Below are 25996 nucleotides of genomic sequence, written 5' to 3' on the forward strand. Positions count from 1 at the left end.
TTAGGATAATAGGAATGATTAAAAAATAAAAAAATTATAGCTTTTTAAAAGAAAAAGAATGGGGGAAGTAAATAAGTGATAAAGAGGATGTTAACGTTCTCGTTGGGAAATAAATTCGCAATTTTCTTAATGGTTGTTTTAGTAATATTAGGAGGCGTATATTCTAGTGCTAAATTAAAATTAGAATTACTTCCAGATGTTGAAAATCCAGTTATATCTGTACAAACAACAATGCCAGGTGCTACACCTCAAACAACCCAAGATGAGATTAGTTCTAAAATTGATAACCAAGTACGATCTTTAGCATATGTTAAAAGTGTAGAGACACAGTCGATACAAAATGCATCAATTGTAACTGTTGAATATAATAATGGTACAGACATGGATAAAGCTGAAGAAGTATTAAAGAAAGAAATAGATAAATTAGACTTTAAAGATGGGGTTAGTGAGCCAGAATTAACACGAAATTCCATGGATGCATTCCCAATCGTAGCCTATTCATTTACTAATAAAAATGATGACTTAAAAACCACAACAAAAGAAATTAATGACCAACTTATTCCTAAATTACAAACAATTGATGGCGTTCAGAATGCTCAACTTAATGGTCAAACAACGAGACAAGTTACATTGAAATTTAAACAAAACAAATTAGATGAAGCGGGACTAACAGCTGATGACGTAGAAAATTACATAAAAACAGCAACTCGAGAAACACCTCTTGGATTATTTCAATTTGGAAAAAATGAAAAATCTTTAGTAGTTGATGGTCAATTTAAATCTGTTAAAGCACTCAAAGACTTAGAAATCCCATTAACAATAAGTGGTCAGAGTCAATCAGGTAGTAGTGATGATCAATCAGGTAGTGAGATGAGTAGTACTGGAGATAATGCATCATCTTCAAGTTCTCAATCTCAAATGAGTAATCAATCTCAAGCTTCAAATGGAGAAATGCCAAGCGTACCATTAAGTGAATTAGCAACAATAACTGTAGGAGATGAACGTGAGTCAATTTCTAAGACGAACGGAAAAGATGCAGTTAATGTACAAATTATGAAAGCACAAGATGCTAACACAGTTCAAGTTGCTAAAGAAGCTCAAAATAAAATTGATGAATTTGTAAAAAATAATGATGACATAAAAGCTACAAAAACCATGGATACTGCTAAACCAATTGAAGATTCATTATATACAATGGTTGAAAAAGCAGCTTTAGGAACGATTGTCGCAATTATAGTTATCTTATTATTCTTGAGAAATATTAGAACCACGGCTATCTCAATTGTTTCCATTCCGCTTTCGATTTTAATAGCACTTATCGCATTAAAATTAAGTGATGTATCGCTAAACATTTTGACATTAGGTGCATTAACAATTGCTATCAGTCGTGTGATAGATGACTCAATTGTTGTTGTAGAGAATATTTATCGAAGATTATCAGATCCTAAAGAAGAATTGTCTGGCAACAATTTAGTCATTAGTGCAACAAGAGAAGTAGTTAAACCGATTCTATCTTCTACAATTGTTACTATAATCGTGTTCTTACCACTAGCATTTGTGTCAGGGTCAGTTGGTGAAATGTTTAGACCTTTCGCACTAGCAATTGCATTTAGTTTATTAGCATCTTTACTTGTATCCATTACTGTGGTGCCAGCATTGGCTTCTACATTTTTTAAAAAAGGTATTAAGTTAAAACGCAATTCACAACATCAGAATGATAGAGGACTAGGTGTTGTAAGCAAGAGTTATCGTAAAATTTTAAATTGGTCATTAAATCATAAATGGATAGTCTTAATTATTAGTGTCGTTATTCTAGTAGGAAGCATTGCGTTAGGTGGCGCAAAATTAGGTACAAGCTATATTTCAACAGGTGATGACAAATTCTTAGCCGTAACCTATACACCTAAACCCGGTGAAACTGAAAAAGCTGTTTTAGATCATGCAAAGCAAGCACAGAAATATTTACAATCCAAGGATAAAGTAAAAACAGTTCAATATTCAGTGGGAGGTCCATCACCAGCAGACCCAACTGGTAGTACAAATAGTATGGCTATTATGGTTGAATATGACAAAGATACACCTAACTTTGAAGAAGAGCCTGATAAAGTTATCTCTCATTTATCAAAAATGAATCAACCAGGTGAATGGAAAAATCAAGACATGGGTAATGGTTCTGGTAATGATTCAGTTGAAGTTACAGTCAAAGGGCCATCTACGAATGCAATTAAAGATACAGTTGCTAAAGTAGAGCAAAAGATGAAATCAGTAAACGGAATCACCAATGTAAAATCAGATTTATCGCAAACCTATGATCAATATGAAATTAAAGTAGATCAAAATAAAGCAACAGAGAAAGGTATTTCTGCAGGACAATTAGCATTAAATTTAAATGAGAATTTGCCTGAAAAGACGATTACTACAGTTAAAGAAAATGACAATAAAGTCGATGTTAAAGTAAAACAAAACAAGCAGACGTATTGGTCTCGAAATAAATTAAATAATATGGAATTAAAATCACCAACAGGTGAAACGGTAAAACTTAAAGATATAGCCGAACTAGAACGTACAACTACGCCAAGTAAATTAGTTCAAGAAGATGGTGACTACGCAACAACTGTTTCCGGTAAAATTACTGATTCAGATGTAGGTGGTGTATCTAGTAAGGTAATGAATAAAATCAATAATATAGATAAACCAGACAACGTTAAAGTTAATGTGGGTGGTGCTACAGATGATATTAATCAAGCAATGACGCAATTGGCATTCGCCATGTTAGTAGCTATCGTTATCGTATATTTAGTATTAGTCATCACATTTAAAGGTGGCTTAGCACCTTTCACAATACTATTCTCACTACCATTTACTATTATTGGTGTCGTATTAGCATTATTAATTACAGGTGAAACAATATCTGTTCCAAGTTTAATTGGAATGTTAATGTTAATCGGTATCGTAGTAACCAATGCTATAGTGTTAATTGATCGTGTGATAACAAATGAACATGAAGGTATGTCAATGAAGGAAGCGTTGTTAGAAGCGGGTGGCACTCGTATAAGACCTATTCTTATGACTGCCATTGCAACAATTGGTGCATTATTGCCTTTATTATTTGGACAAGATAGTTCAATATTGATTTCAAAAGGTATGGCAGCAACTGTAATCGGAGGATTGATTTCGTCTACACTTCTTACATTAATTGTTGTTCCCGTAATTTACGAAATTCTTTTTACACTTAAAGGTAAGTTAACAAGAAAATAAAAAACAAAAGCCTGGGACATTATGATATGCTCCCTTCAAAGTTTTCATTTTTTCAATGTTTACTTTGAAGGGGCATATCATTAATCAATGACTCAGGCTATAACTTTATATTGGCTGTAGTTGACTGAATTATACTAATTTAATACATGATAAAAGTTAAAATAACATAAATGATAAATAATATAACTGATAAAATATTTAAAATTGAAACAGCTTTAGTATCATGTTTCAATTCTTTGAATGCGGTTACTTCAACATTACCAACAAGTAATGCTAAAACAATAAATACCCACCAGTTTTCAGCAGGGAATTGTAAAGTTGTAACTGCTAGTACAAACAGTAATAATACACCCATAATAATGCGTAAAATGCGAGTAATAATCGAATGCATTTTAAAAATGCTTATGTAACTAACGATGAGATATAAAATAGGCAATAATAATAAGTAAAGTTTCACCTGTTGTCTTCCTTTCTATAATGAACCTTAGACAAAATATAATTTTGACACTATATAACAAATTCGAAGTTGCTGATTGAATTACTGAATAGAAATCATACTAGATTTACACAACTTTAATCATCTCATAAGATAGAAAAATTATTTATTTCTGACGTAACTTTGAACGTATCTCAGAGATTTGTAATTCAATATCTTCAAGTTGCTTAACGAGAGGGTCTATATTTTGATTTAAAGATTCCCGTTTCTCGAGGTCATTTTGTAAACGAACATAATCATACTTCAATTCATCTAATTGTGATTCTAAATTCATTAATCTTAAACCCCTTTAATTTCAAAATTTAACAATCACATTGAATTATATCATGAAACAATCCTCTTCTAAAAATGAAGTAAATTATGTTAAAGTAATTAACTGTAATAATAATGTTAAAAAGAAGGAAAGAACTATCGTGACAGAGCAGTTTATAATGATTATTCTTTTAATCGCATTAGGTTATTTATTGAAACGTATAAACTTTTTAAAAGCGGCAGATAGTCAGGTATTATCAACATTAGTACTCAATGTCACACTACCTTCTTTAGTCATTGTCAATCTCAATAGTGCAGAATTAGATTTTTCATTTTCGATATTACCTATAATGATGATTGTGTATGGCGTCCTTGCTAAATTCACTGTATTGTGGCTGTTTAATAAGCATAACAATCATATAAAAGGTACAGTTGGAATGATGACTGCATCACTTAATATAGGTTTATTTGCATATCCACTCGTTGATACGATTTGGCCAAAAAATGGAATGATTTATTTTGGAATGGCTGATATAGGTGGGGCGATTATTATGTTTGGAGTAACTTATTTTGTAGGAAGCTATTTCAGTCAAGGTGGAGATCAGTTTGATTTTAAATTTTTAGGCAAAAAATTAATTACTTCTGTGCCCCTTGTCACATATATCGTCATGTTTACTCTAAATATGTTAAATATTCATTTGCCTAAAGTATCAATTGATTTTTTCACTATAATATCTAAAGCGAATATGCCACTATCAATGATTCTTTTAGGTGTTATGCTTAATTTTAAAATTGAACGTCATTTCCTACCAATCGCAGTTAAATATTTATTAGCCCATTATGGTTTAGGTTTATTAGCTGGTTTACTCGTTCATTTCTTCTTACCTGTTTCAGATAATATGATTAAAACGACATTACTCATTGCTTGGTTATTACCAGTAGGAGTAGCGATTATTCCGTATTCTATTCAATTTAAATACAAGACATTGCCTTTAGTAGGTATGGTTACTAACATTTCGATTATATTGAGTATAATCATTTTATATGTTTACCAAGCGATATTTATTTGAATAAATATGAAAAAAGCAAGCAATTCTACTTTAAGGATTGCTTGCTTTTTACTGCATAGTGCTTGAAATTTAACCTTTACCACCCATAAAGGCAGGGTAGTTAGTCATACCACCATCAACGTAAATTGTAGTACCGTGAATATAGTTCGCTAAATCTGAAGCTAAGAATAATGCCACATTAGCTACATCTTGAGCTTCACCAATTTCTTTAGCTGGAATCATTTCCAATGTCTCAGCACGAGTTTCTGGATCAGAGAATTTCTCCTTAGTATGCTCAGTGACTATCGCACCTGGAGAAATGTTGTTTATGCGTATACCATATTGTGCGTATTCCATAGACATTGTTTCCATCATTAACTTTAAGCCACCCTTACTAGCAGCATAATTGACATAATTAGGCCATGGAATCGTATCATGTACACTTGATGTATTGATGATTATTCCTTTTTTATCTTCTTTTAAAAATTGATTAACTGCTTCTCTAGAACCTACGAATGCACCAGTTAAATTAATATCTATCACTTTTTGCCATTCATCAACTGACATTTTATGGGTTGGGATAGGTTTTTCAAATCCTGCATTATTTATCATAATATCTAGCGTGCCAAATTCTTTAACAGCAGATTGAACTAATCGTTTTACATCTTCCTCGACAGCCACATCAGCTTGTACGGCAATTGCTTCACCACCAGCATTACTAATCATATGCTTAATTTCTTCAATTTCATCTAAATGACGGTCAGAGCGATAATTTAAAACTACTTTTGCTTTTGATTTACCAAAGTTTTCTGCAAAGGATTTACCAATACCACTCCCAGCACCAGTTATAATTACGACTTTACCTTCTAAATCTGAAAACATTTTGGTTCCTCCTTTGTAATGTTAATTTATTTAAGATTTCCGAGTATAAATGCGGCGATAACGATTAAGATTATACCAGACCAAATTCCAATCATTTGGCGTTTGTCTTTTTTCTCACCTAGTAAGAAAATACCACCTAATGTAGAAACGATTACGAGTAATTGTGATAATGAGAAACTTGTTGCAACACCAACTTTAGGTTGTGAATAGAACATAAATAAGTTACCAATCGCCCATACAACACCTGGTATTAAGTTAAGGGCTGTAGATTTAATATTAGTTTCATGTTTCATTGATAACAAGAAGCCACCTATAGCCATACCAATTGATTGGAAGAATAATGCATCAGTACCACTGACACCAAAGATATCGGCTATTACTACATATCCGACATAACCAATTGTTGAAATTACTAATATTAACATTGCTTTCTTAAATTCTGGATCATTCGATTTTCCTTCATTTTTACCGCGTAAAGAGGTTAACGCGATACCTGTAACTAATAGAACCATGGCAATAATTCCCATTGTTACTTGAATACCAGTACTCCATTCTCCAAGAAAAATAGCACTAAATAATGTAGTACCAACTAATTGCATACCTGTAGAAATAGGCATTGTTTTAGAAACACCAATTAAACTAATTGAACGTAATTGGTTACCTTGTCCAAAGGCCCACAAAGCACCTGAAATTAAACCAACAATGATCACTGTTAAATTATCAAATTGTGCTTTACCAATTAAGAGCAATACAATACCAACTATAAGTGCACCTAATGTTGTACCTCTTATTTGGTTGTAAGGTCCGCCCCCAACAAAAACATTAATTAAAACGACACTCCCCCAAAATAGGGCAGGTAATAATGCGATAAGTATATCTATAAATTGCATTATGTAAACACTCTCCTTATTTATTTACTTCAAGTGTTTCCTTCCTATAACACTCGAGAACATTTTATCTAAAAAAAATAACTTTTAAAATGTAAACGCTCATACGTTGAAGTAAATAAAAAAAGCATATTAAGATTTAATGTGTAATTATCTTAATATGCTTTAATGGTATGCTAGTAATTCAATTGACTTGGATCAATTTTATATTTAGTATATTCACTTTCAATTTCGAATCCCAGTTCATTAAATCGTTCAACTAAAGTGGCGTTTTTACTACGTATTTTAAAATAAACTTTATCAATAGAATAATGCTCAAATGCATAATGAATTGCATATGAAAGTAAGTCAAATGCTATCCCTTTGAGACGATAATCAGTATGTGAACTAAAATATCGTATTTCAGCTAGTGATGATAGCGTGTCTATTTGTAAATAAAGGTATCCTTTTAACAAGCCTTCACTAACAAATAAAAATAATCGGTTATGTTCATCTAAAGTATTGACTATTTCTTTAGGAGTTAATGCGTTGTGTCTAAATGTCTGTTCGTGTAACTTACTGAAAGCTCTTTGGAACCCTGGTTGATATTCAATGATATTGAAATCTGACTCGGGTTCATTTAATGATTTATAAACATTTAAATAGTAATCTGTGAAGTTATAATTAGCATGAATTAGCTTCATTAAAGGTTTTGAATCTTGTGCACAATCATTATAAGAGAAGTTAAAAGTAGCATGATCAGATTGTGATTCCATTAATGTCGAAAATAATGAGATAAAATGATTATCTGTAAGAGTAAAATCTTTACTAACAAATGGTCCAATAACTTTGTATTTATCTTCTTCATATAAAATTCCAGTGATTAATGCGACAATTGAATCATCTTCTATTAAACAGAAAACACCAGTAGTATGGATAGATTCATTTAGTAACTGTTCTACATCACCTTTAGACGTATGAAGTTTATATATATAAGACGCAAGGGTGTCTGATGATGTATTAATAAAAGATATGATTTGGTTCAGGTTGCTTACTTTGACTATGTCCATAGCGTACCTCCATTTCAATATCATTTTGTTAAATTAATTATAAGTTTATTTATTAGTAATTGAAAGTTTAGACTATTGTCTATCATGTTACAATTGTATTTAAATCAAATACATGTACTAAGAGATCTTTTATTGAAAGGAAAGTTCTATGAAATCATTAATTTTGGCAGAGAAACCATCCGTAGCTAGAGATATAGCTGAGGCGATGAACATAAAGGGAAAACGTAATGGATATATTGAAAACGAAAAGTATGTTGTCACATGGGCATTGGGTCATTTAGTCACTAATGCACAACCGGAACACTATGATAAAGCGTACAAGGAATGGAAACTTGAAGATTTACCTATTATTCCGAAGCGCATGCAAACAGTAGTTATTGGTAAAACAAGTAAACAATTTAAAACTGTTAAGTCACTGATTTTAGATAAAAAAGTGAAAGAAGTTATTATAGCAACTGATGCTGGAAGAGAAGGGGAACTAGTTGCACGGCTAATATTGGATAAAGTTCATAATAAAAAGCCAATTAAGCGCTTGTGGATTAGCTCCGTAACTAAAAAAGCAATTCAAGAGGGATTTAAAAAGCTTAAAGATGGACGTGAATTTCAGCATCTTTATGAAGCAGCATTAGCTAGAAGTGAAGCGGATTGGATTGTGGGTATCAATGCAACACGTGCATTAACGACGAAATATGACGCTCAATTATCATTGGGTCGAGTTCAAACACCAACAATCCAATTAGTTAATGCTAGGCAACAAGAAATCAATCATTTTAAAGCGAAGAAATATTATACACTATCTACTGAAATAGGTGGATTAACTTTCCAATTAAGTACAAATAAACAGCACATGACTAAGGAAGACGCAACGCAAATTGCTAATGAAATAAAACATGTAGAAGGTAATGTTGATAGTGTTGAAAAGAAAGTTAAAAAAAGTCATCCTAAGCCTCTGTATAACTTAACTGATTTGCAACAAGAGGCATACCAACGATACAAAATGGGGCCTAAGGAAACACTTAATACCATTCAAAATTTATATGAACGCCATAAAGTTCTTACCTACCCACGTACAGATTCTAATTATTTAACAGATGATATGGTGGATACTATTAAAGAACGACTTTATGCTTTATTAGCAACTGACTATAAATCACAAGTCAAATCATTGTTGGGGCAATCTTATTCAAGTAAAATGCGGATCTTTAAAAATCATAAAGTATCAGATCATCACGCAATTATTCCAACAGAAGTACGTCCAGATATGCAAAGTTTGAGTAACAGAGAAAGTAAGATATATATGATGGTAGCTGAAAGGTTCCTAGAATCATTAATGGCACCTCATGAATATGAAGCGGTTAGAGTTAATGTTACTGTTGGCCAACATATTTTCGCTTTTAATGAAAAAGTCACACGTCAACTAGGTTATAAAGCACTTAAAATGAACAATGATAATGTGGTAAAGAAAGTTGCTTTTCAAAAAGGAGAAAAGTATCACCTTCAAAGTTTAAAAGTAAATGAACATGAAACGACACCACCTGATTACTTTAACGAAGGCTCATTGCTAAAAGCCATGGAGAACCCTCAAAATTATATACAACTTAAAGAAAAGAAACATGCTAACACACTGAGACAAACTGGAGGGATTGGCACAGTTGCTACAAGAGCGGATATAATTGAGAAACTATTTAATCTTAATGCAATCGAATCTAGAGATGGCAAAATCAAAGTAACATCTAAAGGAAAGCAAATTCTGGATTTAGCGCCTCAAGAATTAACATCTCCATTATTAACTGCCGAGTGGGAAGAGAAACTATTATTAATAGAAAAAGGAAGATATAATTCTCGACACTTTATTGACGAAATGAAGGCATTTACTCAATCGATTGTAAATACTATTAAAAATAGCGAGCAAAAGTATAAGCATGATAATTTAACTACTACTGAATGTCCGACATGCGGAAAATTCATGATTAAAGTTAAAACTAAAAATGGACAAATGTTAGTATGTCAAGATCCCACATGTAAAACTAAAAAGAATGTCCAACGTAAGACAAATGCACGTTGTCCAAATTGTAAGAAGAAAATGACATTATTTGGACGTGGAAAAGATGCAGTTTATCGATGTGTCTGTGGTCATACTGAAACACAAGAACAGATGGATAAACGATTCAAAAATAAATCCAGTGGTAAAGTATCTAAAAAAGAAATGAAAAAGTATATGAATAATGAGGACTCACTTGAGAATAATCCGTTTAAAGATGCATTAAAAAACTTGAAATTATAGTTAAAAATCGAACTTAATCATATTTGTTGGTAAAAAAGTTCGTTTTTAGTATTGTGTTTTTCGAAAAGTAATATTAAAATATTAAAGTATTTTAATAAAAGGAGTTTAAAACCGTGAAAAAATACTTTCAATTCGACGAGTATGATACTAATTATAAGAAAGAGATAATCGGTGGTATCACAACTTTCTTATCAATGGCATACATTTTAGCTGTAAATCCTCAAGTATTAAGTTTAGCAGGTGTTAAAGGTGTATCAGGTGACATGAAGATGGATCAAGGAGCTATTTTCGTGGCAACTGCTTTAGCAGCGTTTGTTGGTTCTTTATTTATGGGACTTATTGCAAAATATCCAATAGCACTTGCGCCAGGAATGGGACTTAACGCGTTCTTTGCTTTTACAGTAGTTTTAACGATGGGAATTCCTTGGCAAATAGGTTTAACTGGCGTGCTTTGCTCAGGTATATTCTTTGCTATACTTACAGCAACCGGTCTTCGAGAGATAATAATCAATGCTATTCCATATCAAATGAAAATGGCTGTATCTGCTGGTATAGGATTATTTATTACCTTTGTTGGTTTACAAAGTGCTGGCATCATTGTGAAAAATGACTCAACATTAGTTACATTAGGTCATTTAACAAAAGGTCCAGTTTTATTAGCAATCTTTGGTATTGCGATTACAATTATTTTATATGCTAGAAAAGTACCAGGTTCAATTTTTATAGGTATGATTATAACTGCTATAGTTGGAATGATAACTGGATTAATACATACACCTTCTGGCGTAGTTGGTAAAATCCCTAGTATAACACCAACATTCGGTGCAGCATTTGAAGCCTTTAAGGATCCAAGTCAATTATTTACGATTCAATTTTTAATTGTAATTTTAACTTTCTTCTTTATAGATTTCTTTGATACTGCTGGAACATTAGTGGCGGTAGCTACTCAAGCAGGTATTATGAAAGATAATAAGCTTCCTAGAGCAGGTAGAGCTTTATTTGCTGACTCTTTAGCTACTATTGTTGGTGCCATTTTTGGTACAACAACAACTACATCTTATATTGAATCTACTTCTGGTGTAGCTGTGGGTGCGAGAACAGGTTTTGCTAGTATCGTGACAGGAATTTGTTTCCTATTAGCATTATTCTTTAGTCCGTTAATTGAAATTGTTACAAGTGCAGTAACTACACCTGCATTAGTAGTAGTTGGGATTTTAATGGCAGCTAACTTTGCAGAAATAAATTGGAAGAAATTTGAAGTTGCAGTTCCAGCATTTATAACAATTATTATGATGCCACTATCATATTCAATTGCGACTGGTATCGCTTGCGGATTTATATTTTATCCAATAACTATGCTTATCACAAAAAAACACAAAGAAGTACATCCAATTATGTATTTCTTAATGGTACTATTTATTTTATATTTCGTATTTGTACACGGTTAATAAGGAAAAGGACGATGCTCTATTAAGAGACATCGTCCTTTTTTTACCATTTATTTGAATGATCATCTTTGTACTGAGTATAAATGACTTTTGCATCTTTATTACGAATATAGGTAGGTGCGCTCAATACTATAAAAATAAAGAAGACCAGTAAGAAAAATAACACCCAATGAACAAACATTCCTACAATTGGAATAAATGCAATGAAAGATCCCACAAAACCAATTACTGGAATAATTGACATAGGCTTTATTGCATTTTGATTATCAACTAAAAGAATAATTGCTAGTATGAGATATAAAAAAGCATTAATTAACAATGGTTGCCAACCAAAACCTAATATAAAGCTTCCGCCTAGAAAAGGAATGCCATAGAAAAATTCACATATTAATAAGAAGAAACTTATTAGGGCAAGAGCTACTTTAGTATTTCTTTTCAATATAACTACGCCTCCAACTATTTATTAAAAACAAATTTTAAATTCCTACTATTATAATAGTAGGAGCTTAATTTAAGACTTAACTTATATACATTATAAAGTAAAAATAAAAAAAGGGAAAAAATTTACTTAAAATGGTTGATGTACAAAACTATTTAAAGTACAATACTTAGGTATGTGTTAGACAAAGTACAAAAAGTTACAGAAAAACCTTGATTTATCACCGTTTTTCCTGTAACATATCTAATGTTGGACTTTATGAAAGCGATGAAACGAAAGGTTACTGACACACCCGGCCGCTTTGCCATGGCGTTGTGTGAGATAGTTTTCGTGGAGAAGTCTATCACTTTTAAAGTAGACGAATAAGGAGGGAAAATTATGGCAAAACAAAAAATCAGAATCAGATTAAAAGCTTACGATCACCGTGTGATTGATCAATCAGCAGAGAAAATTGTTGAAACTGCAAAACGTTCTGGTGCAGAAGTTTCTGGACCAATTCCGTTACCAACTGAAAAATCAGTTTATACAATTATCCGTGCGGTGCATAAGTACAAAGATTCACGTGAACAATTCGAACAACGTACTCATAAACGTTTAATCGATATTGTTAACCCAACACCAAAAACAGTTGATGCCCTAATGGGATTAAACTTACCATCTGGTGTAGACATCGAAATTAAATTATAATAGAAAATTTTAGGAGGTGGACTTTCGATGACCAAAGGAATCTTAGGAAGAAAAATTGGGATGACTCAAGTATTCGGAGAAAACGGTGAATTAATCCCAGTTACAGTAGTAGAAGCAAGTCAAAACGTAGTATTACAAAAGAAAACTGAAGAAGTAGATGGTTATAACGCTATCCAAGTAGGTTTTGAAGACAAAAAAGCATACAAAAAAGATGCCAAATCTAATAAATATGCTAATAAACCAGCTGAAGGTCACGCTAAGAAAGCGGGCGCAGCACCTAAGCGCTTCATTCGTGAATTCAGAAACGTTAATGTTGATGAATACGAAGTAGGTCAAGAAGTCACAGTTGATACTTTTGAAGCTGGAGACATTATTGATGTAACAGGAACTTCAAAAGGTAAAGGTTTCCAAGGTGCTATTAAACGTCATGGCCAAGCTCGTGGACCAATGGCTCACGGCTCTCATTTCCATAGAGCGCCAGGTTCAGTAGGTATGGCTTCAGATGCTTCAAGAGTATTCAAAGGCCAAAAAATGCCTGGACGTATGGGTGGAAATACAGTTACTGTTCAAAACTTAGAAGTAGTTCAAGTTGATACAGAAAACAATGTAATTTTAGTAAAAGGTAACGTACCTGGACCTAAAAAAGGTTTCGTAGAAATCCAAACTTCAATTAAAAAAGGTAATAAATAATAAGTAGCGAAAGGAGGAAAAGCATAATGGCAAATTATGATGTATTAAAAGTAGACGGATCTAAATCAGGTTCTGTTGAATTAAGCGATTCAGTATTCGCTATTGAACCAAACAACAGTGTTCTTTTCGAAGCAATTAACTTACAACGTGCTTCATTACGTCAAGGAACTCACGCAGTTAAAAATCGTTCAGCTGTACGTGGTGGCGGACGTAAACCATGGAGACAAAAAGGTACAGGACGTGCGCGTCAAGGTACAATTCGTGCTCCACAATGGCGTGGTGGTGGTATCGTATTCGGACCAACACCAAGAAGCTATGCATACAAAATGCCTAAGAAAATGCGTCGTTTAGCATTACGTTCTGCATTATCTTTCAAAGTTAAAGAAAACAACTTCACTATCGTTGATAATTTTGGTTTTGAAGCTCCAAAAACAAAAGAATTCAAAAATGTATTAACTACACTCGAACAACCTAAAAAAGTGTTAGTAGTTACTGATAGCGAAGACGTAAACGTTGAATTATCTGCACGTAACATTCCTGGCGTACAAGTTAGTACAGCTCAAGGATTAAACGTTTTAGATATTACTAGCGCTGACAGTGTTATTATTACTGAATCAGCTGCGAAAAAAGTTGAGGAGGTGCTCGGATAATGGAAGCAAGAGATGTTCTTAAGCGCCCCGTAATCACTGAAAAATCTTCTGAAGCAATGGCTGAAGATAAATATACTTTTGACGTAGATACTCGTGCTAATAAAACACAAGTTAAAATTGCAGTTGAAGAAATTTTCGACGTTAAAGTTGCAAATGTAAACATCATCAACTACAAACCTAAGAAAAAACGTATGGGCCGTTACCAAGGCTATACAAACAAAAGAAGAAAAGCAATTGTTACTTTAAAAGAAGGTTCAATTGACTTATTCAACTAAACAATAAAATAAAAGTTACCATTAAGGAGGTAAGCGACAATGGCTCTTAAAAAATATAAGCCAATAACAAATGGTCGTCGTAATATGACTAGTTTAGATTTCGCAGAAATCACGAAATCTACTCCTGAAAAGTCATTATTACAACCGCTACCGAAAAAAGCGGGTCGTAACAACCAAGGTAAATTGACAGTTCGTCATCATGGTGGAGGACATAAACGTCAATACCGCGTTATCGATTTCAAACGTAATAAAGATGGAATCACTGCAAAAGTTGATTCAATCCAATATGATCCAAACCGTTCAGCTAACATTGCTTTATTAGTATATGCTGATGGTGAAAAACGATATATTATTGCTCCAAAAGGATTACAAGTAGGCCAAGTAGTTGAGAGTGGTGCAGATGCTGACATTAAAGTTGGTAACGCATTACCATTACAAAACATTCCAGTTGGTACTGTAATTCATAATATCGAATTAAAACCTGGTAAAGGTGGACAATTAGCTCGTTCAGCGGGTGCAAGTTCACAAGTACTTGGTAAAGAAGGTAAATACGTACTAATCAGATTACGTTCTGGTGAAGTTCGTATGATCTTATCAACTTGCCGTGCTACAATTGGTCAAGTTGGTAACTTACAACATGAATTAGTTAATGTTGGTAAAGCAGGACGTTCTAGATGGAAAGGCATCCGTCCTACAGTTCGTGGTTCAGTAATGAACCCTAACGATCACCCACACGGTGGTGGTGAAGGTCGTGCACCTATCGGTAGACCATCTCCAATGTCACCATGGGGTAAACCAACGCTTGGTAAGAAAACTCGTCGTGGTAAAAAATCATCAGACAAACTTATCGTTCGTGGACGTAAGAAAAAATAATAACAACTTATTTGGGTGTGCGGCTTAATTGCTGCACGCACACAATAAGAAGGGAGGCGCCCAAATGGCTCGTAGTATTAAAAAAGGACCTTTCGTCGATGATCATTTAATGAAAAAAGTAGAAGCTCAAGACGGAAGTGAAAAGAAACAAGTAATCAAAACATGGTCTCGTCGTTCTACAATTTTCCCAAATTTCATCGGTCATACTTTTGCAGTATACGATGGTCGTAAACATGTACCTGTTTATGTAACTGAAGATATGGTAGGTCACAAATTAGGTGAATTTGCTCCAACTCGTACATTTAAAGGACATGCTGCAGACGATAAAAAAACTAGAAGATAATAAATAGAAGTAGAGGAGGAAATCCTAATGGAAGCAAAAGCGGTTGCTAGAACAATCAGAATCGCACCTCGTAAAGTAAGATTAGTTCTTGACTTAATTAGAGGTAAAAATGCTGGAGAAGCTATTGCTATTTTAAAATTAACTAACAAAGCTTCATCACCAGTAATTGAAAAAGTATTAATGTCCGCTTTAGCAAATGCTGAACATAACTATGACATGAACACTGATGAATTAGTTGTTAAAGAAGCATATGCAAATGAAGGACCAACTTTAAAACGTTTCCGTCCACGTGCACAAGGTCGTGCAAGTGCTATCAATAAACGTACAAGCCACATTACAATCGTCGTAAGTGACGGTAAAGAAGAAGCTAAAGAAGCTTAATAACTATTTAAGGAGGGAACACTGTGGGTCAAAAAATTAATCCTATCGGACTTCGTGTCGGAATCATCCGTGACTGGGAAGCTAAATGGTATGCTGAAAAAGATTTCGCTTCACTTTTACACGAAGATTTAAGAATCCGTAAATTCATTGATAACGAATTAAAAGAAGCATCAGTTTCTCACGTTGAAATCGAACGTGCTGCTAACCGTATTAACATTGCTATTCACACTGGTAAACCAGGTATGGTAATTGGTAAAGGCGGATCAGAAATTGAAAAACTTCGTAATAAATTAAACAACTTAACTGATAAAAAAGTACACATCAACGTTATCGAAATCAAAAAAATTGATATCGATGCTCGTTTAGTTGCTGAGAATATTGCACGTCAATTAGAAAACCGTGCTTCATTCCGTCGTGTACAAAAACAAGCTATTTCAAGAGCTATGAAACTTGGTGCTAAAGGTATCAAAACTCAAGTATCAGGTCGTTTAGGCGGAGCTGACATTGCTCGTGCTGAACAATATTCAGAAGGAACTGTTCCACTTCATACTTTACGTGCTGACATCGATTATGCACATGCTGAAGCAGACACTACTTACGGTAAATTAGGTGTTAAAGTATGGATTTATCGTGGTGAAGTTCTTCCTACTAAGAATACTAGTGAAGGAGGAAAATAATAATGTTACTACCAAAACGTGTTAAATATCGTCGTCAACATCGTCCTAAAACAACTGGTCGTTCAAAAGGCGGTAATTATGTAACATTTGGTGAGTATGGATTACAAGCTACTACAACATCTTGGATCACATCTCGTCAAATCGAATCTGCTCGTATTGCTATGACACGTTACATGAAACGTGGCGGGAAAGTTTGGATTAAAATCTTCCCTCATACACCATATACTAAAAAACCTTTAGAAGTACGTATGGGTGCTGGTAAAGGTGCCGTTGAAGGCTGGATCGCTGTTGTAAAACCAGGTAGAATTTTATTCGAGGTTGCAGGCGTATCAGAAGAAGTTGCTCGTGAAGCATTACGTTTAGCAAGTCACAAACTTCCAGTGAAAACTAAGTTTGTAAAACGTGAAGAATTGGGTGGTGAAACAAATGAAAGCTAAGGAAATTAGAGACTTAACCACTTCAGAAATCGAAGAACAAATCAAATCTTCAAAAGAAGAGCTTTTTAACCTACGCTTTCAGTTAGCTACAGGTCAATTAGAGGAAACTGCACGTATTCGTACAGTTAGAAAAACAATTGCACGTCTAAAAACTGTTGCTCGTGAAAGAGAAATCGAAGAAAGCAAAGCTAATCAATAATATATTCGAAAGAGGAGGTTACAAAAGTGAGTGAAAGAAACGATCGTAAAGTTTATGTAGGTAAAGTTGTTTCAGACAAAATGGACAAAACTATCACTGTATTAGTTGAAACTTACAAAACACACAAATTATACGGTAAACGTGTAAAATACTCTAAAAAATACAAAACTCATGATGAAAACAATTCAGCTAAATTAGGAGACATTGTTAAAATTCAAGAAACTCGTCCTTTATCAGCATCAAAACGTTTTCGTTTAGTAGAAATTGTTGAAGAGTCAGTAATTATTTAATACAAGATTAGAGATAAGGGAGGTTTAACTAATGATCCAACAAGAAACTCGTTTAAAAGTAGCAGACAACTCTGGTGCTCGTGAAGTTCTTACAATTAAAGTATTAGGTGGATCTGGTCGCAAAACAGCGAACATCGGCGATGTTATCGTATGTACTGTTAAAAATGCAACACCAGGTGGCGTTGTTAAAAAAGGTGACGTAGTCAAAGCTGTTGTCGTTAGAACTAAATCAGGCGTTCGTCGTAATGATGGTTCTTATATCAAGTTTGATGAAAATGCATGTGTCATTATTCGTGATGACAAAGGCCCACGTGGTACTCGTATCTTTGGTCCTGTTGCTCGTGAATTACGTGAAGGTAACTTCATGAAAATCGTTTCATTAGCACCAGAAGTACTTTAATTTATAAAAACCAAATCATTTAAGGAGGTGCCCACATGCATATCAAAAAAGGTGACAACGTAAAAGTTATCGCAGGTAAAGACAAAGGTAAAGAAGGTAAAGTAATCGCTACTGAACCTAAAAAAGACCGTGTCGTTGTGGAAAGTGTTAATGTTATTAAAAAACACCAAAAACCAACTCAATTAAATCCTGAAGGTGGAATCTTAGAAACAGAGGCAGCAATCCATGTTTCTAACGTACAATTATTAGATCCTAAAACAAACGAACCTACTCGTGTTGGTTACAAATTTGTTGATGGTAAAAAAGTTCGTATCGCTAAAAAATCTGGCGAAGAAATCAAAACTAATAATTAATAACTAGTTGAAAGGAGGATCCACTTTGAACCGTTTAAAAGAAAGATACAATACTGAAGTTACTGAAAACTTAGTAAAAAAATTCAACTATAGTTCTGTAATGGAAGTACCAAAAATCGAAAAGATCGTTGTAAATATGGGTGTAGGTGATGCAGTTCAAAACTCTAAAGTGTTAGATAACGCTGTAGAAGAATTAGAATTAATCACTGGTCAAAAACCATTAGTAACAAAAGCAAAAAAATCAGTTGCAACATTCCGTTTACGTGAAGGTATGCCAATCGGTGCGAAAGTTACACTTCGCGGAGAAAGAATGTATGAATTCTTAGATAAATTAATCGCAGTTTCATTACCTCGTGTACGTGACTTCCAAGGTGTTTCTAAAACAGCATTCGATGGTCGTGGTAACTACACTTTAGGAATTAAAGAACAATTAATTTTCCCAGAAATCGACTATGATAAAGTAAGTAAAGTAAGAGGAATGGATATTGTTATCGTAACAACTGCTAACACTGACGAGGAAGCTCGTGAATTGTTAACAAACTTCGGTATGCCATTTCGTAAATAATCTCTAAAAGGAGGCTAATTAAGTGGCTAAAACTTCTATGGTTGCTAAGCAACAGAAAAAACAAAAATATGCAGTACGTGAATATACTCGTTGTGAACGTTGTGGTCGTCCACATTCTGTATATCGTAAATTTAAATTATGCCGTATTTGTTTCCGTGAATTAGCTTACAAAGGGCAAATCCCTGGCGTACGTAAAGCTAGCTGGTAATATATAAGAGTCTGAAAGGAGGCAACAATCAATGACAATGACAGATCCAATCGCAGATATGCTTACTCGTGTAAGAAACGCAAACATGGTGCGTCACGAGAAATTAGAATTACCTGCGTCTAACATTAAAAAACAAATTGCTGAAATCTTAAAAAGTGAAGGTTTCATTAAAAACGTAGAATACGTTGAAGATGATAAACAAGGTGTTATTCGTTTATTCTTAAAATATGGTCAAAACAATGAACGTGTTATCACAGGATTAAAACGTATCTCTAAACCAGGTTTACGTGTATATGCTAAAGCAAACGAAGTACCTAAAGTATTAAATGGTTTAGGTATTGCATTAGTTTCAACTTCTGAAGGTGTTATCACTGATAAAGAAGCTAGAAAACGTAACGTTGGCGGAGAAATTATCGCATACGTTTGGTAATAATAAATAAGGAGGTGCCATAACATGAGTCGTGTTGGTAAGAAAATTATTGACATCCCTAGCGACGTTACAGTAACTTTTGATGGTCATACTGCTACTGTAAAAGGTCCTAAAGGTGAATTAACTAGAACATTTAACGAAAGAATGACTTTCAAACAAGAAGAAAACACTATCGAAGTTGTAAGACCTACTGAGTCTAAAGAAGATAGAACAGTTCATGGTACAACTCGTGCTTTATTAAATAATATGGTACAAGGTGTTTCTCAAGGTTTCGAAAAAACACTTGAGCTTGTTGGTGTAGGTTACCGTGCTCAAATGCAAGGTAGTGACTTAGTATTAAACGTTGGTTACTCTCACCCTGTTGAAATTAAAGCTGAAGACGGCATTACTTTCGCAGTAGAGAAAAACACAACTGTTAGAGTATCTGGTGTATCTAAAGAACAAGTTGGAGCAATTGCTTCTAACATCCGTTCAGTAAGACCTCCAGAACCTTACAAAGGAAAAGGTATCCGTTACCAAGGTGAATATGTTCGCCGTAAAGAAGGTAAAACAGGTAAATAATAGATAACTCTCTTAAGAAAGGAGTAATACAATGATCAGTAAAATTGATAAAAACAAAGTGCGTTTGAAAAGACATGCTCGTGTGCGTACTAAATTATCAGGTACAGCTGAAAAACCACGTTTAAATGTATATCGTTCAAACAAACACATTTATGCACAAATTATCGATGATGTTAAAGGCGAAACTTTAGTTCAAGCTTCATCAAAAGATAAAGATATCGCAAGCGATTCAACTTCTAAAGTAGATTTATCTACTAAAGTAGGCGAAGCAATTGCTAAAAAAGCATCAGACAAAGGTATTAAAGAAATCGTATTTGATCGTGGCGGTTACTTATACCATGGTCGTGTAAAAGCTTTAGCAGAAGCTGCTAGAGAAAGCGGATTAGAATTTTAATTTAAAGGAGGGACAAATACATGGCTCGTAGAGAAGAAGAAACGAAAGAATTTGAAGAACGCGTTGTAACAATCAACCGTGTTGCTAAAGTTGTTAAAGGTGGTCGTCGTTTCCGTTTCACTGCATTAGTAGTAGTTGGAGACAAAAATGGTCGTGTAGGTTTCGGTACTGGTAAAGCTCAAGAGGTACCTGAAGCTATCAAAAAAGCTGTTGAAGCAGCTAAAAAAGATTTAGTAGTTGTTCCACGTGTTGAAGGAACTACTCCTCACACTATCACTGGCCGTTATGGTTCAGGCAGCGTATTCATGAAACCAGCTGCACCTGGTACAGGAGTTATCGCTGGTGGTCCAGTTCGTGCCGTATTAGAATTAGCAGGTATCACTGATATCTTAAGTAAATCATTAGGATCTAACACACCAATTAATATGGTTCGTGCTACAATCAATGGTTTACAAAACCTTAAAAATGCTGAAGATGTTGCTAAATTACGCGGCAAATCAGTAGAAGAATTATATAATTAAGGAGGGAAAATAGATAATGGCTAAATTACAAATTACCCTCACTCGTAGTGTTATTGGTCGTCCTGAAACACAACGTAAAACTGTTGAAGCTTTAGGTCTTAAAAAGACTAATAGTTCAGTAGTAGTTGAAGATAACCCTGCTATCCGTGGGCAAATCAACAAAGTTAGACACTTATTGACAGTAGAAGAAAAATAATTAAGGAGGTGCCTATATAATGAAATTACATGAGTTAAAAGCAGCTGAAGGTTCACGTCGTGTACGTAACCGCGTTGGCCGTGGTGCTGGTTCTGGTAACGGTAAAACTAGTGGTCGCGGACAAAAAGGTCAAAAAGCACGTTCAGGTGGTGGCGTAAGACCTGGATTTGAAGGTGGACAATTACCTTTATTCCGTCGTTTACCAAAACGTGGTTTCACTAACATTAATCGTAAAGAATATGCTATTGTTAACTTAGACCAACTTAATAAATTTGAAGATGGTACTGAAGTAACTCCAGCTTTATTAGTTGAAACTGGTGTAGTTAAGAATGAAAAATCTGGTATCAAAGTACTAGGTAATGGCTCACTTGATAAAAAATTGACAGTGAAAGCTCATAAATTCTCAGCTTCAGCAGTAGAAGCAATTGATGCAAAAGGTGGAGCACACGAGGTGATCTAATGTTTCAAACGCTTGTGAGCTTCTTTAAAACTAAAGAAGTTCGAAACAAGATTTTCTTTACCTTAGCAATGTTAGTTATATTCAAAATAGGAACTTACATTCCGGCTCCAGGAGTTAACCCTGAGCCTTTTGAACAACAAGGTTCTGATCAAGGAGTCGCCGCTCTTCTTAATACGTTTGGTGGCGGAGCCTTAAAGAACTTTTCAATATTTGCTATGGGCATCATGCCCTACATCACCGCATCTATCGTAATGCAATTACTACAAATGGATATTGTTCCGAAATTCTCTGAATGGGCGAAACAAGGTGAAGTAGGTAAAAGAAAGCTTAGCAATGTAACACGTTATTTCGCTATCATTTTGGCTTTTATACAGTCAATTGGTATGGCATTCCAATTTAATAACTATTTAGGTGGTAAATTAATTATTCACCAATCTATTATGAGTTATTTATTGATTGCCGTTGTTTTAACAGCAGGAACTGCATTTCTAATTTGGCTTGGTGATCAAATCACTCAATTCGGAGTTGGTAATGGTATTTCTATCATTATCTTTGCAGGTATTTTATCAACTTTGCCTTCATCAATTATTCAATTCGTGCAACAAGCATTCGTTGGTAATGATGATACTACGTTGGCATGGTTAAAAGTTATTGGTTTAATTGTAGGATTAGTTTTACTTACAATTGGTGCTATTTATGTACTAGAAGCGAAACGTAAAATTCCTATCCAATATGCTAAAAAACAGTCTGCACAAAGATTAGGATCACAAGCAACTTATCTACCTTTAAAAGTTAACTCTGCAGGGGTAATTCCAGTAATCTTTGCGATGGCATTTTTCCTATTGCCAAGAACATTAACATTGTTCTTCCCTAAAGCTGATTGGGCGCAAACTATATCTGAATATGCTAACCCTTCAAACACTTACGGCATGATTGTTTATGTAGTATTAATTATTGCATTTACGTATTTCTATGCCTTTGTTCAAGTTAATCCTGAAAAAATGGCTGATAACTTGAAGAAACAAGGTAGTTACGTTCCAGGTATAAGACCTGGTGAACAAACTAAAAAATATATTACTAAAGTACTTTATCGCTTAACTTTTGTCGGCTCTATTTTCTTAGCAGTCATTGCGATATTACCAATATTAGCGACTAAGTTCATGAGTTTACCTCAATCAATACAAATTGGTGGTACAAGTTTATTAATCGTAATTGGTGTTGCAATTGAAACTATGAAATCACTTGAAGCTCAAGTGAGTCAAAAAGAATATAAAGGCTTTGGTGGTAGATAATTTGTAGGAGGGCAATTTATGAATATCATTTTAATGGGTTTACCTGGCGCAGGTAAAGGAACTCAAGCGAGTGAAATTGTTAAGAAATTCCCAATACCACATATATCTACTGGTGACATGTTCAGAAAAGCGATTAAAGATGAAACAGATTTAGGAAAAGAAGCTAAATCTTACATGGATCGTGGAGAATTAGTCCCTGATGAAGTTACTGTAGGTATCGTTAAAGAAAGAATATCTGAAGACGATGCAAAAAAAGGATTCTTATTAGATGGCTTCCCAAGAACAATCGATCAAGCTGAGGCGTTAAATGATATTATGTCTGAGCTTGGTAGAAACATCGATGCTGTCATTAACATCGAAGTTCCTGAGGAAGAATTGATGAATCGTCTTACAGGTCGTCGTATCTGTGAAAAATGTGGTACGACTTATCATCTTGTATTTAATCCTCCAAAGGTTGATGGTATTTGTGATATCGATGGTGGAAAGCTTTATCAACGCGAGGATGATAATCCTGAAACAGTATCTAATCGCTTAAACGTTAATGTTAAACAGTCAAAACCTATTTTAGAGTACTATAATGAAAAAGGTGTGCTAAAAAACATTGATGGTGCGAAAGATATTGACGATGTAACCAAAGATGTCATTGATATCTTAGATCAATTAAAATAGATCAACTTAATACGGTCTAGATTTATGTGAATTTGATTAGGTTTCTCTGGCAAGAATTAATTTTCTGAGTGTCGAATGACGATAATAATTCCCGCATTTTGTTAAACTTATTTTAACTAGTCACTATATTAGATTCGTATCGTTGAAGTTGTCTATTGACGATTACCTTACTATTGTAAAAAGGGAGGAAGTTAATCAATGGCGAAACAAGATGTAATTGAATTAGAAGGTACAGTATTAGATACTTTACCAAATGCTATGTTTAAAGTAGAATTAGAAAATGGTCATGAGATTTTAGCTCACGTAAGTGGTAAAATTAGAATGAATTATATTCGTATTCTACCTGGCGACAAAGTAACTGTAGAAATGTCTCCGTATGATTTATCACGCGGTAGAATTACTTATCGTTATAAATAATCGTCACTCCATAATATAGGGAGGTATAAAAATGAAAGTAAGACCATCAGTTAAACCAATTTGCGAAAAATGTAAAGTCATTAAACGTAAAGGTAAAGTAATGGTAATTTGTGACAATCCTAAGCACAAACAAAGACAAGGTTAATAAAAGAGAGGTGTAAATATATATGGCACGTATTGCAGGAGTAGATATCCCACGTGAAAAACGCATTGTTATCTCATTAACATATGTATATGGTATTGGTACTTCAACAGCTAAAAAAATCGTTGAAGAAGCTAACGTATCAGCAGACACACGTGTAAAAGATTTAACAGATGACGAATTAGGTCGTATTCGTGAAGTTGTTGACAGTTATAAAGTTGAAGGTGACTTACGTCGTGAACAAAACTTAAACATTAAACGTTTAATGGAAATTTCTTCATACCGTGGTATCCGTCACCGTCGTGGTTTACCAGTTCGCGGTCAAAAAACTAAAAACAACGCTCGTACTCGTAAAGGCCCAGTTAAAACTGTAGCTAACAAGAAAAAATAATAGGTAAAGGAGGCAAATATAAATGGCACGTAAACAAGTATCTCGTAAACGTAGAGTTAAAAAGAATATTGAAAATGGTGTGGCTCACATCCGTTCAACATTCAACAATACAATCGTAACTATCACTGATGAATTTGGTAATGCTTTATCTTGGTCATCAGCTGGTGCATTAGGTTTCAAAGGATCTAAAAAATCAACACCATTCGCAGCTCAAATGGCTTCTGAAACTGCTTCAAAATCTGCAATGGAACATGGTTTAAAAACTGTTGAAGTAACAGTAAAAGGACCTGGACCAGGTCGTGAATCAGCTATCCGTGCATTACAATCAGCTGGTTTAGAAGTAACTGCAATCAGAGACGTTACTCCAGTACCTCATAACGGTTGTCGTCCACCAAAACGTCGTCGCGTCTAATTTATAATAGATTGTTATTGTTACAGGTCACTGAGCGAAACAGTTTAAAATTAAGTCGACGTAATTAAGGAGGATTTTTGTAAATGATAGAAATTGAAAAACCTAGAATTGAGACAATTGAAATTAGTGAAGATGCTAAATTCGGTAAGTTCGTTGTTGAACCACTAGAACGTGGCTACGGTACTACACTAGGAAACTCCTTACGTCGTATCCTACTATCTTCATTACCAGGTGCAGCCGTTAAGTACATTGAAATCGAAGGTGTTTTACACGAATTCTCAGCTATAGATAATGTTGTTGAAGATGTTTCTACAATTATTATGAACATCAAAAAATTAGCACTTAAAATCTATTCTGAAGAAGATAAAACATTAGAAATCGATGTTCGAGATGAAGGCGAAGTTACTGCAAGTGACATTACTCACGATAGTGATGTAGAAGTTCTAAATCCAGAACTTAAAATCGCAACAGTGTCTAAAGGTGGACATTTAAAAATTCGTCTAGTTGCTAACAAGGGTAGAGGTTACGCATTAACAGAACAAAATAATACTAGTGATTTACCAATCGGTGTAATTCCTGTTGATTCACTATACTCACCAGTTGAACGTGTTAACTATACAGTTGAAAACACACGTGTCGGTCAAAGTAGTGATTTTGATAAATTAACTTTAGATGTTTGGACTAATGGTTCAATCACTCCACAAGAGTCAGTATCATTAGCTGCTAAGATTTTGACTGAACATTTAAATATTTTTGTAGGTCTTACAGATGAAGCTCAAAATGCTGAAATCATGATTGAAAAAGAAGAAGATCAAAAAGAAAAAGTACTTGAAATGTCTATTGAAGAATTAGACTTATCAGTACGTTCATACAACTGTTTAAAACGTGCAGGAATCAATTCAGTTCAAGAGTTAGCTGATAAATCTGAAGCTGATATGATGAAAGTTCGTAATTTAGGTCGTAAATCTCTAGAAGAAGTTAAATATAAATTAGAAGATTTAGGATTAGGATTAAGAAAAGAAGATTAATAAGTTAAAGG

38 protein-coding genes are annotated in these 25996 nt (G+C 34.0%); 32 read left to right on the plus strand and 6 right to left on the minus strand.

What is annotated here, in order from left to right:
• The first annotated feature begins 75 nt into the window (after nt 1-75).
• Nucleotides 76-3258, plus strand: coding sequence for an efflux RND transporter permease subunit (locus AC1RRU_RS07510; RefSeq protein ID WP_070663260.1), 3183 nt, complete (start codon nt 76-78; stop codon nt 3256-3258).
• A gap of 139 nt (nt 3259-3397) precedes the next feature.
• Here the strand turns inward: AC1RRU_RS07510 and mspA are convergent, their stop codons facing one another.
• Nucleotides 3398-3715, minus strand: coding sequence for a membrane stabilizing protein MspA (mspA, locus tag AC1RRU_RS07515; protein ID WP_011275115.1), 318 nt, complete (start codon nt 3713-3715; stop codon nt 3398-3400).
• A 145-nt stretch (nt 3716-3860) separates the two neighbouring features.
• Nucleotides 3861-4028: an SE1832 family protein gene (locus AC1RRU_RS07520; protein ID WP_011275116.1), complete on the minus strand. Its 168-nt coding sequence runs from the start codon at nt 4026-4028 to the stop codon at nt 3861-3863.
• Nucleotides 4029-4167: 139 nt separating this feature from the next.
• Between AC1RRU_RS07520 and AC1RRU_RS07525 the strand changes: the two genes are divergently transcribed.
• On the plus strand, nt 4168-5076 hold the full coding sequence (locus tag AC1RRU_RS07525; RefSeq protein ID WP_011275117.1) for an AEC family transporter: 909 nt from the start codon (nt 4168-4170) through the stop codon (nt 5074-5076).
• A gap of 69 nt (nt 5077-5145) precedes the next feature.
• Here the strand turns inward: AC1RRU_RS07525 and AC1RRU_RS07530 are convergent, their stop codons facing one another.
• The 3 genes from AC1RRU_RS07530 to AC1RRU_RS07540 form a co-directional block, all read right to left on the minus strand.
• Nucleotides 5146-5937: a glucose 1-dehydrogenase gene (locus tag AC1RRU_RS07530; protein ID WP_016931147.1), complete on the minus strand. Its 792-nt coding sequence runs from the start codon at nt 5935-5937 to the stop codon at nt 5146-5148.
• Nucleotides 5938-5963: 26 nt separating this feature from the next.
• Complete coding sequence (locus tag AC1RRU_RS07535; protein WP_011275119.1) at nt 5964-6827, minus strand: GRP family sugar transporter; 864 nt, start codon at nt 6825-6827, stop codon at nt 5964-5966.
• Nucleotides 6828-7000: 173 nt separating this feature from the next.
• Nucleotides 7001-7873, minus strand: coding sequence for a GNAT family N-acetyltransferase (locus AC1RRU_RS07540; protein ID WP_011275120.1), 873 nt, complete (start codon nt 7871-7873; stop codon nt 7001-7003).
• 148 nt (nt 7874-8021) lie between these two features.
• Between AC1RRU_RS07540 and AC1RRU_RS07545 the strand changes: the two genes are divergently transcribed.
• Entirely contained in the window at nt 8022-10157 is a 2136-nt protein-coding gene (locus tag AC1RRU_RS07545) for a DNA topoisomerase III (RefSeq protein ID WP_037558586.1), read from the plus strand.
• A 113-nt stretch (nt 10158-10270) separates the two neighbouring features.
• On the plus strand, nt 10271-11605 hold the full coding sequence (locus AC1RRU_RS07550; protein WP_016931146.1) for an NCS2 family permease: 1335 nt from the start codon (nt 10271-10273) through the stop codon (nt 11603-11605).
• 43 nt (nt 11606-11648) lie between these two features.
• On the opposite strand, the gene AC1RRU_RS07555 is transcribed toward AC1RRU_RS07550, so the two are convergent.
• Nucleotides 11649-12044, minus strand: coding sequence for a hypothetical protein (locus tag AC1RRU_RS07555; RefSeq protein WP_011275123.1), 396 nt, complete (start codon nt 12042-12044; stop codon nt 11649-11651).
• 378 nt (nt 12045-12422) lie between these two features.
• Here AC1RRU_RS07555 and rpsJ point away from each other — a divergent pair, with 378 nt between their 5' ends.
• The 28 genes from rpsJ (at nt 12423) to AC1RRU_RS07695 (ending at nt 25985) form a co-directional block, all read left to right on the plus strand.
• Nucleotides 12423-12731, plus strand: coding sequence for a 30S ribosomal protein S10 (gene rpsJ, locus AC1RRU_RS07560; protein ID WP_015900978.1), 309 nt, complete (start codon nt 12423-12425; stop codon nt 12729-12731).
• Between the two features lie 27 nt (nt 12732-12758).
• Nucleotides 12759-13421: a 50S ribosomal protein L3 gene (rplC, locus tag AC1RRU_RS07565; RefSeq protein WP_011275125.1), complete on the plus strand. Its 663-nt coding sequence runs from the start codon at nt 12759-12761 to the stop codon at nt 13419-13421.
• Nucleotides 13422-13447: 26 nt separating this feature from the next.
• On the plus strand, nt 13448-14071 hold the full coding sequence (rplD, locus tag AC1RRU_RS07570; protein WP_011275126.1) for a 50S ribosomal protein L4: 624 nt from the start codon (nt 13448-13450) through the stop codon (nt 14069-14071).
• Nucleotides 14071-14346 carry a 50S ribosomal protein L23 gene (gene rplW, locus AC1RRU_RS07575; protein ID WP_011275127.1) on the plus strand — a complete coding sequence of 92 codons (276 nt, stop codon included), beginning with the start codon at nt 14071-14073 and terminating at the stop codon, nt 14344-14346. Before rplD ends, rplW begins: the two co-directional genes overlap by 1 nt.
• Nucleotides 14347-14385: 39 nt before the next feature.
• On the plus strand, nt 14386-15219 hold the full coding sequence (gene rplB, locus AC1RRU_RS07580) for a 50S ribosomal protein L2 (RefSeq protein WP_011275128.1): 834 nt from the start codon (nt 14386-14388) through the stop codon (nt 15217-15219).
• Between the two features lie 64 nt (nt 15220-15283).
• Nucleotides 15284-15562 (plus strand): 30S ribosomal protein S19, encoded by a 279-nt coding sequence (rpsS, locus tag AC1RRU_RS07585; protein WP_001829710.1) that lies wholly within the window; start codon nt 15284-15286, stop codon nt 15560-15562.
• A gap of 27 nt (nt 15563-15589) precedes the next feature.
• A complete protein-coding gene (rplV, locus tag AC1RRU_RS07590) occupies nt 15590-15943 on the plus strand; it encodes a 50S ribosomal protein L22 (RefSeq protein ID WP_001829734.1) in 354 nt (117 codons plus the stop codon).
• 23 nt (nt 15944-15966) lie between these two features.
• A complete protein-coding gene (rpsC, locus tag AC1RRU_RS07595) occupies nt 15967-16620 on the plus strand; it encodes a 30S ribosomal protein S3 (protein ID WP_011275129.1) in 654 nt (217 codons plus the stop codon).
• Nucleotides 16621-16622: 2 nt separating this feature from the next.
• Nucleotides 16623-17057 carry a 50S ribosomal protein L16 gene (gene rplP, locus AC1RRU_RS07600; protein ID WP_002432945.1) on the plus strand — a complete coding sequence of 145 codons (435 nt, stop codon included), beginning with the start codon at nt 16623-16625 and terminating at the stop codon, nt 17055-17057.
• Nucleotides 17047-17256 carry a 50S ribosomal protein L29 gene (gene rpmC, locus AC1RRU_RS07605; protein ID WP_011275130.1) on the plus strand — a complete coding sequence of 70 codons (210 nt, stop codon included), beginning with the start codon at nt 17047-17049 and terminating at the stop codon, nt 17254-17256. The genes rplP and rpmC overlap by 11 nt, the downstream gene beginning before the upstream one ends.
• 26 nt (nt 17257-17282) lie before the next feature.
• A complete protein-coding gene (gene rpsQ, locus AC1RRU_RS07610) occupies nt 17283-17546 on the plus strand; it encodes a 30S ribosomal protein S17 (RefSeq protein WP_011275131.1) in 264 nt (87 codons plus the stop codon).
• Between the two features lie 31 nt (nt 17547-17577).
• Nucleotides 17578-17946, plus strand: a complete 369-nt coding sequence (gene rplN, locus AC1RRU_RS07615) for a 50S ribosomal protein L14 (protein WP_002466492.1) — start codon at nt 17578-17580, stop codon at nt 17944-17946.
• Between the two features lie 35 nt (nt 17947-17981).
• On the plus strand, nt 17982-18299 hold the full coding sequence (gene rplX, locus AC1RRU_RS07620) for a 50S ribosomal protein L24 (protein WP_016931144.1): 318 nt from the start codon (nt 17982-17984) through the stop codon (nt 18297-18299).
• A 25-nt stretch (nt 18300-18324) separates the two neighbouring features.
• Nucleotides 18325-18864 carry a 50S ribosomal protein L5 gene (rplE, locus tag AC1RRU_RS07625; protein ID WP_011275133.1) on the plus strand — a complete coding sequence of 180 codons (540 nt, stop codon included), beginning with the start codon at nt 18325-18327 and terminating at the stop codon, nt 18862-18864.
• 22 nt (nt 18865-18886) lie between these two features.
• Entirely contained in the window at nt 18887-19072 is a 186-nt protein-coding gene (locus tag AC1RRU_RS07630; protein ID WP_001140799.1) for a type Z 30S ribosomal protein S14, read from the plus strand.
• Between the two features lie 31 nt (nt 19073-19103).
• Nucleotides 19104-19502 carry a 30S ribosomal protein S8 gene (gene rpsH, locus AC1RRU_RS07635; RefSeq protein WP_011275134.1) on the plus strand — a complete coding sequence of 133 codons (399 nt, stop codon included), beginning with the start codon at nt 19104-19106 and terminating at the stop codon, nt 19500-19502.
• Nucleotides 19503-19526: 24 nt separating this feature from the next.
• A complete protein-coding gene (gene rplF, locus AC1RRU_RS07640) occupies nt 19527-20063 on the plus strand; it encodes a 50S ribosomal protein L6 (protein ID WP_011275135.1) in 537 nt (178 codons plus the stop codon).
• 31 nt (nt 20064-20094) lie between these two features.
• Nucleotides 20095-20457, plus strand: coding sequence for a 50S ribosomal protein L18 (gene rplR / locus AC1RRU_RS07645; protein WP_011275136.1), 363 nt, complete (start codon nt 20095-20097; stop codon nt 20455-20457).
• A gap of 20 nt (nt 20458-20477) precedes the next feature.
• A complete protein-coding gene (gene rpsE / locus AC1RRU_RS07650; RefSeq protein WP_011275137.1) occupies nt 20478-20978 on the plus strand; it encodes a 30S ribosomal protein S5 in 501 nt (166 codons plus the stop codon).
• A 16-nt stretch (nt 20979-20994) separates the two neighbouring features.
• Nucleotides 20995-21174, plus strand: coding sequence for a 50S ribosomal protein L30 (gene rpmD / locus AC1RRU_RS07655; RefSeq protein ID WP_011275138.1), 180 nt, complete (start codon nt 20995-20997; stop codon nt 21172-21174).
• Between the two features lie 19 nt (nt 21175-21193).
• Nucleotides 21194-21634, plus strand: coding sequence for a 50S ribosomal protein L15 (gene rplO / locus AC1RRU_RS07660; protein ID WP_011275139.1), 441 nt, complete (start codon nt 21194-21196; stop codon nt 21632-21634).
• Entirely contained in the window at nt 21634-22926 is a 1293-nt protein-coding gene (gene secY / locus AC1RRU_RS07665) for a preprotein translocase subunit SecY (protein WP_011275140.1), read from the plus strand. The genes rplO and secY overlap by 1 nt, the downstream gene beginning before the upstream one ends.
• A gap of 18 nt (nt 22927-22944) precedes the next feature.
• Complete coding sequence (locus AC1RRU_RS07670; RefSeq protein ID WP_011275141.1) at nt 22945-23595, plus strand: adenylate kinase; 651 nt, start codon at nt 22945-22947, stop codon at nt 23593-23595.
• Nucleotides 23596-23793: 198 nt separating this feature from the next.
• Nucleotides 23794-24012, plus strand: coding sequence for a translation initiation factor IF-1 (infA, locus tag AC1RRU_RS07675; RefSeq protein ID WP_001829792.1), 219 nt, complete (start codon nt 23794-23796; stop codon nt 24010-24012).
• A gap of 31 nt (nt 24013-24043) precedes the next feature.
• A complete protein-coding gene (gene rpmJ / locus AC1RRU_RS07680; protein ID WP_001829709.1) occupies nt 24044-24157 on the plus strand; it encodes a 50S ribosomal protein L36 in 114 nt (37 codons plus the stop codon).
• 22 nt (nt 24158-24179) lie between these two features.
• On the plus strand, nt 24180-24545 hold the full coding sequence (rpsM, locus tag AC1RRU_RS07685) for a 30S ribosomal protein S13 (RefSeq protein WP_011275142.1): 366 nt from the start codon (nt 24180-24182) through the stop codon (nt 24543-24545).
• 22 nt (nt 24546-24567) lie between these two features.
• Complete coding sequence (gene rpsK, locus AC1RRU_RS07690) at nt 24568-24957, plus strand: 30S ribosomal protein S11 (RefSeq protein WP_000101625.1); 390 nt, start codon at nt 24568-24570, stop codon at nt 24955-24957.
• 83 nt (nt 24958-25040) lie between these two features.
• Entirely contained in the window at nt 25041-25985 is a 945-nt protein-coding gene (locus tag AC1RRU_RS07695) for a DNA-directed RNA polymerase subunit alpha (protein WP_493196524.1), read from the plus strand.
• The last annotated feature ends 11 nt before the right edge of the window (nt 25986-25996 follow it).

The sequence above is a fragment of the Staphylococcus sp. GW821-FHT11H10 genome, from assembly GCF_058807855.1.

What these genes read in the sequence shown, in the direction of transcription:
- rpsJ (WP_015900978.1), top strand. Translation starts at nt 12,423, where the DNA reads ATGGCAAAACAAAAAATCAGAATCAGATTAAAAGCTTACGATCACCGT.
- AC1RRU_RS07670 (WP_011275141.1), top strand. Translation starts at nt 22,945, where the DNA reads ATGAATATCATTTTAATGGGTTTACCTGGCGCAGGTAAAGGAACTCAA.
- rpsS (WP_001829710.1), top strand. Translation starts at nt 15,284, where the DNA reads ATGGCTCGTAGTATTAAAAAAGGACCTTTCGTCGATGATCATTTAATG.
- AC1RRU_RS07545 (WP_037558586.1), top strand. Translation starts at nt 8,022, where the DNA reads ATGAAATCATTAATTTTGGCAGAGAAACCATCCGTAGCTAGAGATATA.
- AC1RRU_RS07540 (WP_011275120.1), bottom strand. Translation starts at nt 7,873, where the DNA reads ATGGACATAGTCAAAGTAAGCAACCTGAACCAAATCATATCTTTTATT.
- rpsM (WP_011275142.1), top strand. Translation starts at nt 24,180, where the DNA reads ATGGCACGTATTGCAGGAGTAGATATCCCACGTGAAAAACGCATTGTT.
- rplD (WP_011275126.1), top strand. Translation starts at nt 13,448, where the DNA reads ATGGCAAATTATGATGTATTAAAAGTAGACGGATCTAAATCAGGTTCT.
- AC1RRU_RS07695 (WP_493196524.1), top strand. Translation starts at nt 25,041, where the DNA reads ATGATAGAAATTGAAAAACCTAGAATTGAGACAATTGAAATTAGTGAA.
- AC1RRU_RS07535 (WP_011275119.1), bottom strand. Translation starts at nt 6,827, where the DNA reads ATGCAATTTATAGATATACTTATCGCATTATTACCTGCCCTATTTTGG.
- AC1RRU_RS07520 (WP_011275116.1), bottom strand. Translation starts at nt 4,028, where the DNA reads ATGAATTTAGAATCACAATTAGATGAATTGAAGTATGATTATGTTCGT.
- AC1RRU_RS07530 (WP_016931147.1), bottom strand. Translation starts at nt 5,937, where the DNA reads ATGTTTTCAGATTTAGAAGGTAAAGTCGTAATTATAACTGGTGCTGGG.
- rplF (WP_011275135.1), top strand. Translation starts at nt 19,527, where the DNA reads ATGAGTCGTGTTGGTAAGAAAATTATTGACATCCCTAGCGACGTTACA.
- rplC (WP_011275125.1), top strand. Translation starts at nt 12,759, where the DNA reads ATGACCAAAGGAATCTTAGGAAGAAAAATTGGGATGACTCAAGTATTC.
- rplR (WP_011275136.1), top strand. Translation starts at nt 20,095, where the DNA reads ATGATCAGTAAAATTGATAAAAACAAAGTGCGTTTGAAAAGACATGCT.
- rpmC (WP_011275130.1), top strand. Translation starts at nt 17,047, where the DNA reads ATGAAAGCTAAGGAAATTAGAGACTTAACCACTTCAGAAATCGAAGAA.
- rplP (WP_002432945.1), top strand. Translation starts at nt 16,623, where the DNA reads ATGTTACTACCAAAACGTGTTAAATATCGTCGTCAACATCGTCCTAAA.
- rplX (WP_016931144.1), top strand. Translation starts at nt 17,982, where the DNA reads ATGCATATCAAAAAAGGTGACAACGTAAAAGTTATCGCAGGTAAAGAC.
- rplV (WP_001829734.1), top strand. Translation starts at nt 15,590, where the DNA reads ATGGAAGCAAAAGCGGTTGCTAGAACAATCAGAATCGCACCTCGTAAA.
- rpsK (WP_000101625.1), top strand. Translation starts at nt 24,568, where the DNA reads ATGGCACGTAAACAAGTATCTCGTAAACGTAGAGTTAAAAAGAATATT.
- rpmD (WP_011275138.1), top strand. Translation starts at nt 20,995, where the DNA reads ATGGCTAAATTACAAATTACCCTCACTCGTAGTGTTATTGGTCGTCCT.
- rplN (WP_002466492.1), top strand. Translation starts at nt 17,578, where the DNA reads ATGATCCAACAAGAAACTCGTTTAAAAGTAGCAGACAACTCTGGTGCT.
- secY (WP_011275140.1), top strand. Translation starts at nt 21,634, where the DNA reads ATGTTTCAAACGCTTGTGAGCTTCTTTAAAACTAAAGAAGTTCGAAAC.
- rpsE (WP_011275137.1), top strand. Translation starts at nt 20,478, where the DNA reads ATGGCTCGTAGAGAAGAAGAAACGAAAGAATTTGAAGAACGCGTTGTA.
- rplB (WP_011275128.1), top strand. Translation starts at nt 14,386, where the DNA reads ATGGCTCTTAAAAAATATAAGCCAATAACAAATGGTCGTCGTAATATG.
- rpsH (WP_011275134.1), top strand. Translation starts at nt 19,104, where the DNA reads ATGACAATGACAGATCCAATCGCAGATATGCTTACTCGTGTAAGAAAC.
- rplO (WP_011275139.1), top strand. Translation starts at nt 21,194, where the DNA reads ATGAAATTACATGAGTTAAAAGCAGCTGAAGGTTCACGTCGTGTACGT.
- rpmJ (WP_001829709.1), top strand. Translation starts at nt 24,044, where the DNA reads ATGAAAGTAAGACCATCAGTTAAACCAATTTGCGAAAAATGTAAAGTC.
- rplW (WP_011275127.1), top strand. Translation starts at nt 14,071, where the DNA reads ATGGAAGCAAGAGATGTTCTTAAGCGCCCCGTAATCACTGAAAAATCT.
- infA (WP_001829792.1), top strand. Translation starts at nt 23,794, where the DNA reads ATGGCGAAACAAGATGTAATTGAATTAGAAGGTACAGTATTAGATACT.